The following is a 16,118-nucleotide window of genomic DNA, read 5'->3' as shown; positions in this document are numbered from 1 at the left end:
GTTTTTAAAGACAACGTTTTTTCGAATAGTATACACAACAAATATCATATATTATAAAGAAGTGTATATTTTTGTAAATCTTCTTCATGGATTAAAGTTCATGATATAAAGGGAAAATTTTCGGAGGGAATAGGTGAAAACAACAATGAAAAAAAAACCAATATATAAAACAATATTAGTATGTTTATTATTAATTCCACTCTATCTATTTCAACCAGTCTTACAAATCTCCACAGAAGCTGCAGAACAAGACGTTAAGAGTACAATAGATAAGTATGTTGAAAACTTTTTAGAAGAGCAGCGAATTCCAGGGGCATCTATTGCGATTGTTCATAAAAATGATATCTTTTATTCTAAATCGTGGGGCGTAACGGGAGAGTCCGAAGAAAAGGTAACTGCTGAAACTCCATTTGTAGTCGGCTCTATTAGTAAATCACTAACAGGCTTAGCCATCATGAGACTTGTTGATGCAGGCATTATTCAATTAGATGATCCCGTTCAAAAGTATATGCCCTGGTTTACCCTGAAAGATAAACAAGCCGCTTCACAAATAACAATTAAACATTTACTTACGCAAACAAGTGGGATAAGCACTTATTCTGGCTTATCTATATCGGACAAGGAATCTAATAATTTAAGTGCTATAAAGGAAAATGTAGAAAGTTTATCGAATGTTAAGCTGACTGCTGTTCCTGGAGAAAAGCATCAGTATAGCAATGCTAACTTTTCTATTCTTGGAGCTCTCATCGAAGAGGTTACCAAACAACCATTTTCTGAATATATGGAGGAACAAGTTTTTTCTCCATTAGGGATGAAAAATGCAGCCGCTAATAGTAGCATGGCCTATGAAAAAGGATACTTATCTGGCTATCAATCATGGTTTGGTCACCCTGTAAAAAGCTCTGTCACTTATGATAATGGTGGGACACCATATGGATATATAACTGCAAGTGCATCAGATTTGGTGCAGTACATTAAACTTCTTAGTCACCATGAACATAACAACTTTTTAAGTAAAAATGCGTTGAACCTTTATATATCGCCGTTTGTTCAAACTAGTCAATATCGATATTACGGCCTTGGTGTACGAATATCATATCCAGAATCAAAAGAAGAAATGATATGGCATTCTGGTTCAAATCCTGACGCACGCTCAGAAGTATTTTATCTCCCAGAAACCGATTGGGGCGGTGTGATTCTTACTAACAAAAGTCATATATTAGAGGAAAAATCACTTCTATACTTGAAACAAGGGATTATCGACATTTTAAATGGAAAAGAGCCCGTTAATGCGCCTAAATATAAACCTACTTCTCAAGTCATAACAATTGCTATTTTATGTTTACTTTTTGTGATGTTTATTTATCTTCTAATAAAAGTTAAAGCTAAAAATGTGAACAAAAGAGGCGTGTTGGGTATATTCGGTCTTATACTTTTAGTTTTGGCCATTATCTCCATTCCATTATTAAGTTATAGTACAGGAACACCTTGGGACACTATTAGATATTTTGCTCCTGATATTGCATTTTTGGCCATAACACTGGTTACTCTTTTAACATTGAATGGCTTATTATCTATATATATTTCATTAAAACGACGACAAAAAGACAACTTCTCTAAGTAGGAGTTGTCTTTTGTAGTTATGCTTGTATTATCGAGGAACTAGCTTCATATCTAAAATCGATTATTGATTACCCTGACCATATCCTGCTTCCGAGGCCTCAGCGTCTGCTTTCGTTACATGGACCGTACCAAATGGATGGTTAGGAGGAGCATATATCGAATAAAGCTTTAGTGGCACATTCCCTGTATTCGTGACGTTATGCCAAGTTCCAGCAGGCACTACTACAGCATAATTCTCATAGACCCTTCTTTCATAGTTTAAATTGTTTTTACTTGGGCCCATTTGAGCGTATCCCTCACCCTGTTCAATATATAAAAATTGATCAACATTTGGGTGTACTTCTAAACCGATATTATCACCAACATTAATACTCATTAACGTAACTTGTAAGTTCTTTCCCGTCCACAGAGCAGTACGATACGTATCGTTTTGCTTAGTCGCATTATCAAGTTTGATGACAAGCGGCTGGTCTCCATAATCTTTTAATTCAATTCTTCCACCATTAGAAAAATGAGAAGGTTCAGCTCTGTTCGCATACCCTGTCTGATAAGGGGGTGTCCAATAAACAAGCTGATCTCCATAGTTATACATAGGCATGTTTCCGTAATAAGGAATGTAGTACATTTTCTCAATCCCCTCACACATTATAAGGTTATCCTATGCAACTTGTTCTAGAAATGTACTAATACGTGTTTCCATTCTGTAGTACGGCTTACAAAATATAAATGACTTCAGTCAAATTACTGAAGTCATTTTAGATAAAACAATATATTTTTTACTCCAGGGTGTCCTCATCATACTCTAAAATATCCCCCGGTTGGCAATGCAAGACTTTACAAATTGCATTTAACGTGGAAAAACGTATTGCCTTTACCTTTCCCGTTTTTAAATTTGATAAATTGACAATCGATATATCTACCGCTTCTGCAAGTTCACTCAATTGCATTTTCCTATCAGCTAATACACGATCCAACCTTACGATAATCGTCAATTTCTTCACTTCCTATACTGTTTCATCATACTCTTCTTGTAAAAAAGAGCCATATCTAAATATCCTACCAATTGTCCAAACTATAAAACTACATAGCAGTATGCTCCAATTTATATCAAAAAATCTAAAAGAAACAGATTGAATCCATTCAATATTGTCTATTTCATTATTGTTTAAAAAAATATGTACTACCGTTGAAACTAAGTATGCTTGAACCGTATTACTTAAAAAACTTAAAATTAATAAACTATATCCCACTAACTCTATTCTTTTACTATTCCTAAGAGTAAATACATCCCCAACAATTACTGATTTAACAAACTTCCTTAGTAAAATAAAAATTGACAAAAAAATCAACGTAAAGATCATCAAGAGTAAAATTAATATGGTTGCTTCACTTTTATCGTAAACAAAATTACTCATTATATCTTTATTTAAAAAAATAGTCATTCCATTAAATTTAAAAGAAATGTCAATGTTAGAATCTAAAACTAGTTTACTAATCTTCTCACCAGAGACTGTTAAAGCTACAACAAATAAACCCAAAAGCAATAAGATACATGATGATACAATAACTATAGTAGCTATTAATAATACATTTAATATTCTCAAACTCATTTTAATATTACGAATTGCTAACGATTGATCCATAACTGCTTCTAGCACCCCTTATTATTTTTTCTTTAAAGATATTCCTTCCCCAATTATTTCACACCCGGTTTTTAAAGATTGCTTTTTTAAAATTTCAACTTCAAACTTTAAGTTTCGGATATAGTATATATTATAAGCTGATTTCAGTGTGATTCCACATTGATGTTTAATAGCAGTTTCATGAACATTTTTTCAGTTCGACTTTTTCTCTAATAAAGGACATACTAACAATTATAGATTTATCATAAACAAACATTCCAAAAAGTATATAAAATACCTAGAACTTGATATAGTATGTATTTAGGAAAAAATTCAATTTGTTTCGGTGGTGTATATATGAAGAAGTTTATTACGGATTTTTTAATGATTGCAATCGGGGCGATGCTTTTTGCACTGGCTGTAAACTTATTTGTTATACCTAATGATTTAGGTGAAGGTGGCGTAACAGGTATAACAATCATCGCCTATTATTTGTTTGGATGGTCGCCAAGTATTGTGAGCTTATTGCTAAACGCAGCTTTATTAGTAGTTGGCTATAAATTTTTAAGTAGACAAACGACTATTTATACGATTATTGCAGTATCCCTCCATTCACTGTTTTTACATTTAACAGAATCGTGGTCAATTTCTTCAAATGAAATTATTGTGAATGCTATTTTTGGCGGAGTGTTTGCTGGAGTTGGTATAGGCTTAATTATTAGAGTTGGTGGAACAACAGCAGGTTCAACAATCTTAGCTAGAATGACCAACAAATATTTAGGCTGGAGTATTAGTTACGGTTTATTGTTTTTTGATTTAATAGTTGCTTTTTCATCTTACTTTATTATCGGAGCAGAAGCATTAATGCTTACTGTCATTATGCTTTATGTCGGAACAAAGGTGATGGAGTTTGTTATTGAAGGTGTAAACCCAAAAAAGGCAGTTACGATTATTTCGAAAAAGCCAGAAGAGATTGCCAGTCATGTAAATGGTTATATGAATCGAGGCGTGACGGTCCTATCTGGCCACGGCTATTATACGAAGGAGCAAAAAGAAATTCTGTATATTGTTATTAGTAAACAGGAAGTCGTAAAGCTAAAGAAAATCGTAAAAGAAATAGACACAGATGCCTTTATTGCTATTCATGATGTACGAGATGTTTTTGGACATGGATTTATTGAATTGTCTAAGGCTTAATTAAGAAATTGAGAAAACACCTTTTGTTGAAAATGGGTTTAATCCCTTATCAACATAAAGGTGTTTTTTCCATTGAACTATTTTTAGACTCATACTTATCCACTTTGGATTATCACCATAACGTGGGGTTGATTACCGTTCCGGCTGACCGCTTTTCTGGGGGCGTCCAGCGTCCACTCCAATCACCTTATATATGGTTCATCTAAATTTTAGTGAACCCTTTATTCCCTACCATGTAAGGAAATATCAATAATCCTATCTAAAAGTAGCGTGTAAGTAATTCCTGCCGAGAATGCGCTTTTTGGGAGTAGGCTGTTTTTTGTCATCCCTGGCAATGTGTTAACCTCCATGACATATGGGATTCCATCCTTGACCATCATATCGATTCTGGCATAAACACTACATTTTAATGCGCTATAGCAGGCTTTTGCGGCTTCAGCAACACGTCCATGTATGGTAGGTGAAAGTTCTACAACCTCCTCTATCGTAGCGGCATCCTCATATTTCGCTTTATAGTCAAAGAATTGTGCTGTATGGCGAATCGAAATGATTGGTAATAGCTCCCCGTCCAAAATGGAGCATGTTATTTCCTCGCCCTTTATATATTTCTCAATAATGATTTCAGAATCCCATTTAAATACTTCTGCAAGCGATGTTAGTAAAGCATCTTTATCATAAACTATTTTTACCCCTACACTGGAGCCACCCGAATTAGGTTTTACCACTAACGGGTATCCCATTTTGTCTAATTCATCCAACTGAAGCTCCTCGCTATTCGAAAGATAAAGCCAATCCGGTGTCTCAATGCCTTCATAACGTAGAATTTTTTTCGAAATATTTTTATCCATACAAATACTGCTTGAAAGTATGCCACTACCTGTATATGGAACATCCATAGTCTCTAGTACACCTTGAATCGTGCCATCCTCTCCAAACTTGCCATGTAGTGCTAATAAAGCAATATCAATATCTCTCACCTTTTCCATAAGCTCTGAAGTGTTATCTTCATTGAGTTTAATAGCTACCACTTCGTATTTACTCTTATCTAAATGAGCGATCATCTCTTCCCCTGTCATGATAGAGACTTGCTTTTCAGAGGAGACGCCCCCCATAATAACGCCAACTTTCATATGTTCAACTCCCCATTTCATTTTTCAAGGTATCACCAATAATCTTAATACCACGCACAATATCCTCTTCTTTTAGCCGAGAAAATCCTAAGCGAAATGTGTTACTGCCTTCGCCATTGCTGTAAAATACATCACCAGGATAAAAAACAACTCCCCTTTGATAGCACTTTTTTAATAGTGTACGAGCATCCATTCCTTCTTTTAGCTCAATAAAGAGATGAAGTCCACCATCCCCTGTCATTCTTTTAAAAGGAATGTATTGATTGCAAGCTTGACGGGCTAGTTCATATTTTTTCTTATATACGAACTTGGCCTTTTTTAAATATTTTTCAAAATAACCATCCTGTAAATATTGATAAAGCACAGCCTGATCTAGTGTCGATGTATGAATAGTACGTGCTCTTTTCATACTTTCCAGACAGTGGATGAGCTCCTTATCAGCTAATATCCACCCGACACGTAAGCCCGGAAAAAGAATTTTAGAAAAGCTACTGATATAAATAATATTGTTGCCTTCACCGATAAAAGTCATTAGCGGTGCTAAATGCGAGCCTGAATAAAGTAATTCCTCATTAAAGCCATCTTCCACAATCGGAATTTGATATTGTGAAAAAAGCCTAATAATTTCAGCTCTTTTTTCAGAGGATGTAACAATACCTGTCGGATTATGATAGGACGGGATTAAGTAGGCAAAATCAAATTCCTTTTCCGATAAGCTTTTCTCAACTTGTTCAATATCGATACCGTCATCTTTCATATCAATTCCGTGAATATCAAATCCATGCAGGCGAAAAAGCTTTAATGCTGCATGGTGAGTAGGATTTTCGCAAATAACACGTCCAGATTTTTTTGCTAAGGAAGATAATAAAATATCCAGTCCCTCGGTAAAGCCATTCGTAATCAAAATATCCTTATTGGAGATATCTACACCCTTCATTTCCATATAGTGAAGAAGGTACTCGATTAAAGGTTTATAGCCCTTTGCGTATCCATAATTCAAAACGATATCTCCTTCAAGGGACATCCGGGTCAGAAAAGCTCTTTTAAAATTTTCAACATCAAAAAGCTTTTCTTCGGGGGCAATACTATTGAAGGAAATCATGCCTTTTTCCCAATGAATATCTTGCTTCATTAAATCGAATTCATCAGCTAACAAGGTAACGTTATTAAGCCTCTCCTTCCAATTAAATTCGATAGATGAAGCTTTCAACGTTTCGACTTTCCCTACAAAATTCCCTTTTCCTTTCACTGCATAAATAATGCCCTCTTGCTCTAAATCTGCATATGCATTCAGTACCGTATTTCTACTGATCGATAATAATTTACTAAGTTCACGGGTAGAAGGAAGCTTCTGATGCTCCAACAAGTGTCCCTTCATTATCATTTCTTTTAAATAGTCTTTTAATTGAATATAAACCGGACGATCATCGATAAGCTTAAAATCATTAAACACTTCCTTGACCCCCTTGCTTTATTTTTACATAACTGTATCTGACTCAAAAGGTCCACAGTATAAGGATTTTCCCTTCCTAGTGGTATGGTCTTGCTCACTAAAAATGCAATCCTTCAAAATGAAGAATTGCACCTATTATAAATTATTAAAAATACATTTTATATTCCATCTTTTTATTATATGGGATAACCCTCCAAGAATATTATCAATCTTTCTTCCGATCTCTCCTTCTATTAGTTTTGACACTTCCTAATGTTCATTGAAATACAAAATGTTACACTGAAATAGCTAGTATATCTCGCGCAGCTTATTGTAAATGGCTGTATCGTACATCGACAACAAAAATAAGAACATTCCCAAGAAGGACTAAACGGCTTAAGCCCATTGGAATACAGGGCTCAAACCGCTTAAAATATTTTTATTATTTCTACTGTCTGCTTATCAGGAAGCAGGTCATATTTGATTACAGAAAATCAAAGGATCTATCATATAGCAAAGCTCGCGTTATTCAGCTAATCTTTTTAAATGATAATCCTCCTGCTGAAGAATTAAAAGAAGCTACTTTGAATTTTTTCCAGCAAGATACGGTATTACTTCAGGTTGCCACAAATCGCTTTCTATTAATTGAGACTATGGATAGTTCGATTAATAAAAAGGGAGATTTTATTGCACTTATTAGCACAATTGAAACAGATTTTTTCGTTCAAATTCACTTGTATCAAGGCGAAGCTTATGAAATAAATAAGCAATTCCCAAGTAAGTTCCAACGAGAAGCTCAATGGTTTGAGGAATGCTTACATTATAAAAATGCTGAACAATTTTATTCATTTGAAACGATATTCCCTATTTTATTAACGCAACAAATGCCTGCTTCCATATTGAAATTTATAGAAGAACAAATTTTAATACCTTTGCAGTCTGATATGGAGTTGTTTGATACAGTCAAGATATTTTACGTATATGGTTTAAATATTTCTTTGACATCAAAGAAACTACATATACATCGTAATACGCTTAAATACCGTTTAGTAAAATTTCAAGAAACAACAAATATTTCTACTAAAAATATAGACGGCGCTATACTCGTCTATATTGCTAGCTTTCTTCGATCAAAATTACAAAATGCACAAAAATAACGACTGAAAATTATGCATTTTAAATATTTAGTTTCCCCCTGCACTTTTATACACTTAAAAAAACGAACAAAGGGGCTTATAAACATGGAAAAAATCATACTTAAAAATATTATTAAAACATATGATGGCGGTGTAACAGCTGTATCTGACTTTAATTTAGCGATTCAAGATCGGGAGTTTATTGTACTTGTTGGGCCTTCCGGTTGTGGGAAATCGACAACATTACGAATGATTGCCGGCTTAGAGGAAATTTCGTCTGGTGATTTTTTAATAGATGGCAAGAAAATGAACAATGTACCTTCTAAGGATCGAGATATCGCGATGGTTTTCCAAAACTACGCACTATATCCACATATGACAGTATACGATAATATGGCATTTGGCTTAAAGCTTCGCAAGTTTTCTAAGCAGGAAATAAAAGAGCGTGTCCACAATGCAGCTGCAATTCTCGATTTAGAAAAGTATTTAGATCGCAAACCGAAAGCTCTATCAGGTGGGCAGCGTCAACGTGTAGCGCTTGGTCGAGCAATCGTCCGCGATGCAAATATTTTCTTAATGGACGAGCCTCTGTCCAATTTAGATGCAAAGCTTCGCGTACAAATGCGCGCTGAAATTACAAAACTTCACCAACGATTAAAAACGACTACTATTTATGTAACACACGATCAGACAGAAGCAATGACAATGGCCACTCGTCTCGTTGTAATGAAGGATGGTATAGTTCAACAAATCGGGACACCTGAAGAAGTATATGGAACACCAGAGAACAAATTTGTTGGCGGCTTTATCGGCTCACCATCAATGAACTTCTTTAAAGGAGTATTCCAAGAAAACGGGATTCAAATTAATGATATTACGCTAACTATTCCAGCAGAAAAAAGTAAATTATTAAAAGAACGAGGTTATTTACAAAAAGAACTGCTTCTTGGCATTCGACCAGAGCATATTTATGAAAAATCTTCTGTAAATCCTGAACCGTTCTTCACAGCAGTTGACGCGAATATTGAAGTATCAGAATTAACAGGTGCTGAGCTGATGTTACATGCGCAGTTAAATGGTCAGCCTTATATCGCGCGGGTGAACTCCGATACAAAAATCACACAAGGTCAGGTCGCACATCTACTATTTGACATGTCACGCGTTCATTTCTTTGACTTAGAAACAGAGAAACGCATTCGTTAAGGTTAAAGCCTCCGGGGATGTCATAGCCGTTATCGCATCCATACGATAACGGCTAACTGACCTGCATCGGTAAAGAGCCACGTCCTGTAGCATTACCGAAATGACCGACATCATGTCGGCCCTCATGTTGTTGCTGTCGCTTCGCTTTCGCACAAAAAAACATCTGTTGCTGTCGCTTCGCTTTCGCACAAAAAAACATCTGCTGCTGTCGCTTCGCTTTCGCGCAAAAAACATCTGCTGCTGACGCTTCGCTTTCGCGCAAAAAACATCTGCAGGCCTAAACACAAAGCCGATTCCGGACGCAATTATGCCGAGGCTTAATTGATATATCCGCTTCCCTTCCTTAACCTACGTAAATTACACCTTCGTATCCTTTAAAATTATTAATAGAAAAATGCAGCAAACAAACGTTCATTTGTTTACTGCATTTTGTTATTTTATCGTTGCTCCGTAAAGACCCGCTTCACCTTTATGAATGCTACTTTCAATGATTTGTTCCTTCCCTGCAAAAGGTGTCCCTACAAAGCCCTGCTTAATCGCTTCTTTAATATAGTCAATAATTTTAGGATGATGATTAAAAAAGCCTCCTCCTAAAACGATACAATGTGGATCAAGCAGTAAAATCATTTGCTGCAACTGTTTCTCTAAAAATAGGAATATTACCCCATTTATTATATGTTACATTATATTTATGGATATTTTATCTAAATCAATTACACTAAACATAAGATAAAGTGAACTTTAATCAGAGGGGGGGTTTTCTTCATCCTCCATCGATTGGGCTTTTACAGGCGGTACCAGATGAATTACCGCCGTTAATGTAGGATCAACAGAAAGGAGTTGCAACATGGAAGAAATCTTCACGATTACGAATTTGACGAAGAGTTATGGTAGTAAGGAGATATTAAAAGGAATCGACTTGCACGTCTCGAGAGGAGAAATAATTGGTTATATCGGTCCGAATGGTGCAGGTAAAAGTACCACTGTCAAAATCATTTTAGGAATCGAAGGCGATTACGGTGGAGAAATTAAGCTTTTCGGAGAGAATATCGGAAATGACAGCATTGAATATAGACGGAGAATTGGCTATGTACCAGAAATAGCAGATGTTTATGATAATTTAACTGGTTATGAGTATTTAACCTTCATCGGCCAGCTTTATGGCCTTGAATTAGAAGTCGCTGCTGATAAATCAAAATCCTTAATGGAGTTATTTGGTGTTGGAGAAGCGTATCATTCAAGGATATCTTCTTATTCAAAAGGAATGCGGCAAAAGCTATTGATTATCGCTAGCCTTATACATAATCCTGATTTGTTATTTTTAGATGAACCAATCAATGGATTAGATGCGAATAGTGTGATGATCTTCAAAGAAATTTTGACTCAACTGGCTGCCCAAGGAAAAACAATATTTTATTCCTCTCATATCATGGATGTTGTCGAAAAAATCAGTAGTCGCATCATCCTGCTGAATGATGGGAAAATTGCTGCTGATGGGACATTTGCCCAACTACAGGCAGACAATACCGAAGGAACTCTGGAAAAGATTTTCAACCAATTGACAGGCTTCCATGATCATCAGGAAATTGGTGAGAAATTCGTTTCAATTGTGCAAGAGGTATGATCATGAAAGATTTCAAAACGCTTCAACTACTTGATAAGATTCAATTTGTTTTTGTGAAAATGGGCATCGATTACGAGATCATGAGAAAGATCCTCCATATTAAACTAACAATGGATGAGCGTAAAGTACCGACAATATTTAACCAAGCATCAAATAAAAACAAGGAAGAGCAAAAAAGTGGCTACATCAAATCTTTATGGATTTATGTTCTAATAGGACTTATGTTAATTCCTTTTATGGGAATTGGTCAAAACTATCTTTTCCAGATGAGTATTGCTTATGCAATGATTATTTTTATCATCATGACAACATTGATTTCCGATTTTTCTTCGGTACTTTTGGATGTACGGGACAGAAGTATCCTATCGACCAAGCCTATCTCTGCTAGAACGATCAATGCGGCCAAATTTATGCATATTTTCATCTACTTGACGTATTTAACTATCGCATTTACTGCCATCCCTCTTATGGTGGGCCTATATAATCAAGGAATTGTATTCTTTCTTTTAACTGTGGTCTTACTAGTTTTAATTAATATTTTTATTGTTGTTTTAACCGCTATTTTATATATTACTATTTTAAGATTTTTTGACGGAGAAAAACTGAAAGACATCATCAATTATGTACAAATCGGATTATCATTAATGTTGATGATTGGCTATCAAGTTCTTATTAGGTCCTTCGAATTCGTTAATTTTGATATGGTGGTAGTGTTTCATTGGTGGAGTATTTTTCTAATTCCTATGTGGTTTTCCGCTCCTTATGAGTTACTGCTACACGGTGACAACTCTATATTTACAGTGGTCTTCAGTATATTTGCTGTCGTCATGCCAATCATCTCGATATGGCTATATCTAAAGCTGATACCAACCTTTGAACGTAATCTGCAAAAACTATTAAACACAAGCAAATCGAAAAAAGAGAAGAACAATCTACTTAAAACGCTTTTGTTAACAATCATTTGTAGAACTAATGAAGAAAGAGCATTCTACCGCTTCGCCTCCCTTATGATGAAACAGGAGCGAGAGTTTAAACTGAAAGTATATCCATCTTTAGGATTTTCTTTTGTCATTCCATTTATTTTTATGTTTTCTTTTTCAAGGTCCGAAACTGTTGATTATGCCGTTAGCATGGGCTATTTAAATATTTATTTCAGCATGCTAATTATTCCGTCGGCTGTGCTTATGCTAGGACATTCAGGAAAATATAAAGCAGCTTGGATCTATAAAGTCTTTCCAATTAAAGATTATACAAACTTGAAAAAAGGTAGTTTAAAAGCATTTTTGATTAAGTTGTATATCCCATTGTATATCTTTCTAAGCATCATTTTCTGCTTCATTTATGGTACGAGAATTATCCCAGATTTATTGATTGTTTTAGTAACAAGCTTCATGTACACCGTCATTTGTTATGTCGGCTTCGGAAGCAAAATTCCTTTCACAAAGCCCTATAATGAAGTTGGCGATGGTCAGAGCTGGAAAACTCTTATATTGCTTATCCCATTAGGGGCTCTAGCGGCACTGCATTACTTCCTAACTACTCATACTACTTATGGGGCAATTATTTACTTATTCGTGCTTGTCATCACGAATTTCGTTCTATGGAAGCTTGCTTTTAAGCGTACGAAAACGGCCTGAGCCTGAGCTCAAGCCGTTTTATTTTAAAAAGCTTTTCTTTCATATATACGAATAGATAGTAGCCACGACCCAATATATAAAATAGCAACCGTAATGCTAGCTACAAAATACATTTGCGTTTCTTGTAGAGTCAAGAACTTTCGTGTTAGTTCTCTTAATATATCATTTATAGGAACTAGTAAATTAATTGTTAACATATAAATACCAAATAAAACACCTGAAGCAATCAATAAATATTGCGTTTTAAATTTATAGGAGATTGGAAACATGAATGATATAGCGACCATAACTAGACCAATAATAAGCAACATTTCTTTCCAAATAAAAAGATCCCCTTTTCCATTTATGAGGAAATCCCCCACGTAAATCATGAAAATAAATAATGTTGTAAATATTAGTGAACCTATATATTTTGAACTGACAATTTCCTTTCTCGTATATGGCAGAGAATTGAGCAAAATATTAGCATTGTCTTTTTCATCGTAAGCGAAAGCATTTAGTATATATATTACACTATAAAGAAATCCCAAAAATATTAGGGGTACACCTGCCAATAAGTAGATTATTATAGTAGCAATGTAAAATAAAATTAATTTCTTTTGTATTAAAAAATCCTTAAGTATAAGGTTAATCATCCAATTACCTTCCTTTTTTCGTATATTACATACTGTCTTCGAGGATAGACCTTTTCACAATAACCGCATCTCTAAATATATTCACCACACGAATTTAGCAGTTGTCTCCTTCACTCATCCTCTGAATACACTAGTGTCAGCATTTCTTTGAGCTCTGCTAAGCCAATGTTCATTTCTTTAGCATTTTGAATGGCAATCAATAGATTTTCTTCGATTACCTTTACTTTTCTTTCTCTCATCATTTCCTTATTTTGTTCTGAGATGAACGAACCTTTCCCCACAATAGAATAAATAAATCCGTTTTTCTCTAGCTCTTCATAAGCGCGTTTTGTAGTAATAACGCTAATTTCTAAATCCTTTGCAAGCTGTCGCATAGACGGCAATGACTGCCCCTCTTGTAATTCACCTGATAAAATTAGCTTTTTGATTTGAGTATAAATTTGCTCATAAATCGGTTCTTTTGAGCTGTTGGAAATAATAATTTGCATGCAAATACCTCTTCTTTATTTTTATGTGATCAGCACAGAAGACGTTGGTTATTCCGTTAGCATGAGCAGTTTTTATTTCAGCATGCTTTCGTCAGTTGTACTTATGCTTGGACATTCAGGGAAATATAAAGCAATTTATATTTATAATGTCTTTCCACATAAAGAATACATTGTCTATTGTTTAGAGTATAATTTTCTGCCTCACGAAAATAATGTTTAACCCATTTGTACACTGTTATTTGTTACATCGACATCGGAAGTCAAGGTCGGCGATACTCAGATTTTGTTATATGGGACTTTTTGTTTAAGCGTACTTAAATAGCTTGAGCCTACATCAACCGGCTCAAGCTGTTTTATTTCAAAAAGCCTTTCTCGTATATATACGAATAGATAGTAGCCACGATCCAATATATAAAATAATGATCGTAAGGATAGTTACGAAATACATTTGTGTTTCTTGTAAGGTCAGAAACTTTAGAGTCAGCTCTCTTATTTCACCAAATAAATTAGGAATAAAAAAAGTAGTTATTAGCAGCAAGATACCGACTAAAGCACTTGCAATAATTGGCAAATTTTTCATTTTAAATTTATAATAAATCGGAAACATGAATGAAATAGCGACCATTACAAGACCAATAATAAGCAGGATTTCTTTCCATAAAAACATCATCCCTTTTCCATTTAAGAGGAAGTTGCTACTATAAATGATGAATATAAACGCTAGTGTAAATACAAGAGAACCTATATATTTTGAACTGACAATTTCCTTTCTCGTGTAAGGTAGCGAATTAAAAAGGATATTAGCATTATCTTTTTCATCATAAGAGAAACTAGTTATTATAAATGATATACTAAATACAAACCCGAAATACAACGGGGAACTCATACTTCCCAATAAAAGGATTATTATAATAGGAATGTACAGTAAAATTATTTTCTTTTGTATTAAAACATCCTTTATTATTAGATTAACCATCCCATTACCACCCTTTTTTCGTATAGTACATAATATCTTCAAGCGTTGGTTTTTCCACAATGACAGAATCCCCAAATATGTTTGCCACACGATTTTTATCCGCTGTTAATGCCTCAAAGCCTGTGTTCGTTTTTCGAATTGCAACAAACTCTCTTTCCGTTTCCTGATCCAATAAATTCAACGTCCCTTTGACAATGGCATATTCCTCTTCAATCTTATAAAATTCCTTTGTAAATATATGTTCACCGTTATGAACAAAGGTAATATAATCCGCAATTCGGTCTAAATCTGTTGTTATATGTGTCGAGAAGAAAATCGTTTTATCTTCATCTTGCATTAATTCATGTAGAATATTTAGTAGCTCTCTTCGAAATATCGGATCGAGCCCCGCAGTTGGCTCATCCATAATAATTAATTCTGCATGATGAGCTAGAGCTATAGCTAACGAAGCTTTCATCTTCATTCCCTTTGAAAAGGTCTTCATATTTTTGTTCAGTGGTAGTTCGAACTGAGTAACATAACGTTGAAAAGCGTCATCATCCCAGTTTTTATAGGCTGGTTTAATAATCCTTTTCATATCCTTTAACGTTACATATTCATAAAAAACATTTTCATCATAGACAAAGCCAATACGTTCCTTTATTTCTTTTTCATGCTTTTTATAATCCAAGCCAAACACTGAAACAGTACCACTATCTTGCTGTAGCAAGTTCATAATCAACTTGATTGTTGTAGATTTCCCTGCACCATTTCCCCCGATAAATCCCGTTACGAAGCCCTTTTTTACGTTAATAGAGAAATCCTTTATCTGAAATCCTTTAAAAGATTTATGAACATGTTGTAATTCAATGACATTTTCCATCATCCATCCTCCGTTTGCAATAATGTTAGCATTTTCTTGAGCTCTTTAAGGTAACACTTCAAATAATGTATATATACTTTATATACAATATATACACAACAGACATATTTTGCAAGTAATAAATTATTATTAACAATAAAAAAACGAAAACATGAGATTGTTAAATCACAATCTCATGTTTTCTGTTTTAAATTATTTAGTTGACAATACTTCAAATAATGACCCTAATTAACTTTAGCTAACTATTTAATTGGAGCATTATTAATTGTTGATAATACTTCATTCACCTCGAAGATCTTCACACGAATATCGGTAATGCCGAAACTTGCTAGTCGTTCTGAATGCATAGTTAAATATTTCTCAGCATCTGTTTTGGTTTCAAATAAATATACCCCACCAGCTTCTTTAGTCGCAGCATTCTCAGTCCAAATCTTCCAAATCATACCCGGCTCTTCGTTAATACTTTTCGCTAAGTCAACGAATGCCTCGGACATTTCTTCACCGAATGGCACGTCCATTGGAAAATCAACTTGCAATAAATATTTTATGATTA

18 protein-coding genes are annotated in these 16,118 nt (G+C 34.5%); 6 read left to right on the top strand and 12 right to left on the bottom strand.

Annotation, left to right across the window (positions count from 1 at the left end; genetic code table 11):
• The first annotated feature begins 145 nt into the window (after positions 1-145).
• A complete protein-coding gene (locus ACZ11_RS01515) occupies positions 146-1,624 on the top strand; it encodes a serine hydrolase domain-containing protein (protein WP_049663506.1) in 1,479 nt (492 codons plus the stop codon).
• 60 nt (positions 1,625-1,684) lie between these two features.
• Here the strand turns inward: ACZ11_RS01515 and ACZ11_RS01510 are convergent, their stop codons facing one another.
• From ACZ11_RS01510 to ACZ11_RS01500, 3 genes are all read right to left on the bottom strand, one after another.
• A complete protein-coding gene (locus ACZ11_RS01510; protein ID WP_049663007.1) occupies positions 1,685-2,248 on the bottom strand; it encodes a cupin domain-containing protein in 564 nt (187 codons plus the stop codon).
• Between the two features lie 151 nt (positions 2,249-2,399).
• Positions 2,400-2,615, bottom strand: coding sequence for a helix-turn-helix domain-containing protein (locus ACZ11_RS01505; protein WP_082172633.1), 216 nt, complete (start codon positions 2,613-2,615; stop codon positions 2,400-2,402).
• Positions 2,616-2,627: 12 nt separating this feature from the next.
• The gene (locus ACZ11_RS01500) at positions 2,628-3,266 is read right to left on the bottom strand and encodes a DUF2975 domain-containing protein (RefSeq protein WP_049663005.1); all 639 of its coding nucleotides are present in this window, start codon (positions 3,264-3,266) and stop codon (positions 2,628-2,630) included.
• Between the two features lie 336 nt (positions 3,267-3,602).
• On the opposite strand from ACZ11_RS01500, the gene ACZ11_RS01495 reads away from it, so the two are divergent.
• Positions 3,603-4,442: a YitT family protein gene (locus ACZ11_RS01495; protein ID WP_049663002.1), complete on the top strand. Its 840-nt coding sequence runs from the start codon at positions 3,603-3,605 to the stop codon at positions 4,440-4,442.
• A gap of 221 nt (positions 4,443-4,663) precedes the next feature.
• On the opposite strand, the gene ACZ11_RS01490 is transcribed toward ACZ11_RS01495, so the two are convergent.
• Together ACZ11_RS01490 and pdxR are read right to left on the bottom strand one after the other, a co-directional pair.
• Positions 4,664-5,572, bottom strand: a complete 909-nt coding sequence (locus ACZ11_RS01490; RefSeq protein WP_049663000.1) for a D-alanine--D-alanine ligase — start codon at positions 5,570-5,572, stop codon at positions 4,664-4,666.
• Positions 5,573-5,576: 4 nt separating this feature from the next.
• Positions 5,577-7,025 (bottom strand): MocR-like pyridoxine biosynthesis transcription factor PdxR, encoded by a 1,449-nt coding sequence (pdxR, locus tag ACZ11_RS01485; RefSeq protein ID WP_049662999.1) that lies wholly within the window; start codon positions 7,023-7,025, stop codon positions 5,577-5,579.
• Between the two features lie 563 nt (positions 7,026-7,588).
• Here pdxR and ACZ11_RS01480 point away from each other — a divergent pair.
• A complete protein-coding gene (locus ACZ11_RS01480; RefSeq protein WP_053093183.1) occupies positions 7,589-8,161 on the top strand; it encodes a helix-turn-helix domain-containing protein in 573 nt (190 codons plus the stop codon).
• Between the two features lie 84 nt (positions 8,162-8,245).
• Positions 8,246-9,343: an ABC transporter ATP-binding protein gene (locus ACZ11_RS01475; protein ID WP_049662997.1), complete on the top strand. Its 1,098-nt coding sequence runs from the start codon at positions 8,246-8,248 to the stop codon at positions 9,341-9,343.
• A gap of 52 nt (positions 9,344-9,395) precedes the next feature.
• On the opposite strand, the gene ACZ11_RS01470 is transcribed toward ACZ11_RS01475, so the two are convergent.
• Together ACZ11_RS01470 and ACZ11_RS01465 are read right to left on the bottom strand one after the other, a co-directional pair.
• Entirely contained in the window at positions 9,396-9,605 is a 210-nt protein-coding gene (locus ACZ11_RS01470) for a hypothetical protein (protein ID WP_049662996.1), read from the bottom strand.
• 170 nt (positions 9,606-9,775) lie between these two features.
• Complete coding sequence (locus ACZ11_RS01465) at positions 9,776-9,979, bottom strand: ROK family protein (protein WP_049662994.1); 204 nt, start codon at positions 9,977-9,979, stop codon at positions 9,776-9,778.
• A gap of 211 nt (positions 9,980-10,190) precedes the next feature.
• Between ACZ11_RS01465 and ACZ11_RS01460 the strand changes: the two genes are divergently transcribed.
• Together ACZ11_RS01460 and ACZ11_RS01455 are read left to right on the top strand one after the other, a co-directional pair.
• Positions 10,191-10,967 carry an ABC transporter ATP-binding protein gene (locus ACZ11_RS01460; RefSeq protein WP_049662992.1) on the top strand — a complete coding sequence of 259 codons (777 nt, stop codon included), beginning with the start codon at positions 10,191-10,193 and terminating at the stop codon, positions 10,965-10,967.
• 2 nt (positions 10,968-10,969) lie between these two features.
• Positions 10,970-12,604, top strand: coding sequence for a hypothetical protein (locus ACZ11_RS01455; protein WP_049662990.1), 1,635 nt, complete (start codon positions 10,970-10,972; stop codon positions 12,602-12,604).
• Positions 12,605-12,627: 23 nt separating this feature from the next.
• On the opposite strand, the gene ACZ11_RS01450 is transcribed toward ACZ11_RS01455, so the two are convergent.
• The 5 genes from ACZ11_RS01450 to ACZ11_RS01430 all read right to left on the bottom strand — a co-directional run bounded on the left by ACZ11_RS01450 (position 12,628) and on the right by ACZ11_RS01430 (position 16,113).
• Positions 12,628-13,239: an ABC-2 transporter permease gene (locus tag ACZ11_RS01450; protein ID WP_049662988.1), complete on the bottom strand. Its 612-nt coding sequence runs from the start codon at positions 13,237-13,239 to the stop codon at positions 12,628-12,630.
• 110 nt (positions 13,240-13,349) lie between these two features.
• Positions 13,350-13,727 carry a GntR family transcriptional regulator gene (locus ACZ11_RS01445; protein WP_049662986.1) on the bottom strand — a complete coding sequence of 126 codons (378 nt, stop codon included), beginning with the start codon at positions 13,725-13,727 and terminating at the stop codon, positions 13,350-13,352.
• Positions 13,728-14,085: 358 nt separating this feature from the next.
• Entirely contained in the window at positions 14,086-14,703 is a 618-nt protein-coding gene (locus ACZ11_RS01440; protein WP_049662984.1) for an ABC-2 transporter permease, read from the bottom strand.
• A 4-nt stretch (positions 14,704-14,707) separates the two neighbouring features.
• Positions 14,708-15,565, bottom strand: a complete 858-nt coding sequence (locus ACZ11_RS01435) for an ABC transporter ATP-binding protein (RefSeq protein WP_049662981.1) — start codon at positions 15,563-15,565, stop codon at positions 14,708-14,710.
• 242 nt (positions 15,566-15,807) lie between these two features.
• On the bottom strand, positions 15,808-16,113 hold the full coding sequence (locus ACZ11_RS01430; protein ID WP_082172641.1) for a monooxygenase: 306 nt from the start codon (positions 16,111-16,113) through the stop codon (positions 15,808-15,810).
• Positions 16,114-16,118 lie beyond the last annotated feature (5 nt).

The sequence above is a fragment of the Lysinibacillus xylanilyticus genome (assembly GCF_001183605.1).
Taxonomy (GTDB): Bacteria; Bacillota; Bacilli; order Bacillales_A; family Planococcaceae; genus Lysinibacillus; species Lysinibacillus xylanilyticus.
Note: the sequence above shows the minus strand (reverse complement) of the source record. Positions and strands in the feature narration are given on the sequence as shown.

Bases quoted from the DNA above. Each gene is read 5' to 3' on its own strand.
- ACZ11_RS01515 (WP_049663506.1), top strand. From the start codon at position 146: ATGAAAAAAAAACCAATATATAAAACAATATTAGTATGTTTATTATTA.
- ACZ11_RS01510 (WP_049663007.1), bottom strand. From the start codon at position 2,248: ATGTACTACATTCCTTATTACGGAAACATGCCTATGTATAACTATGGA.
- ACZ11_RS01500 (WP_049663005.1), bottom strand. From the start codon at position 3,266: ATGGATCAATCGTTAGCAATTCGTAATATTAAAATGAGTTTGAGAATA.
- ACZ11_RS01495 (WP_049663002.1), top strand. From the start codon at position 3,603: ATGAAGAAGTTTATTACGGATTTTTTAATGATTGCAATCGGGGCGATG.
- ACZ11_RS01490 (WP_049663000.1), bottom strand. From the start codon at position 5,572: ATGAAAGTTGGCGTTATTATGGGGGGCGTCTCCTCTGAAAAGCAAGTC.
- ACZ11_RS01475 (WP_049662997.1), top strand. From the start codon at position 8,246: ATGGAAAAAATCATACTTAAAAATATTATTAAAACATATGATGGCGGT.
- ACZ11_RS01460 (WP_049662992.1), top strand. From the start codon at position 10,191: ATGGAAGAAATCTTCACGATTACGAATTTGACGAAGAGTTATGGTAGT.
- ACZ11_RS01455 (WP_049662990.1), top strand. From the start codon at position 10,970: ATGAAAGATTTCAAAACGCTTCAACTACTTGATAAGATTCAATTTGTT.
- ACZ11_RS01450 (WP_049662988.1), bottom strand. From the start codon at position 13,239: ATGATTAACCTTATACTTAAGGATTTTTTAATACAAAAGAAATTAATT.
- ACZ11_RS01445 (WP_049662986.1), bottom strand. From the start codon at position 13,727: ATGCAAATTATTATTTCCAACAGCTCAAAAGAACCGATTTATGAGCAA.
- ACZ11_RS01440 (WP_049662984.1), bottom strand. From the start codon at position 14,703: ATGGTTAATCTAATAATAAAGGATGTTTTAATACAAAAGAAAATAATT.
- ACZ11_RS01435 (WP_049662981.1), bottom strand. From the start codon at position 15,565: ATGGAAAATGTCATTGAATTACAACATGTTCATAAATCTTTTAAAGGA.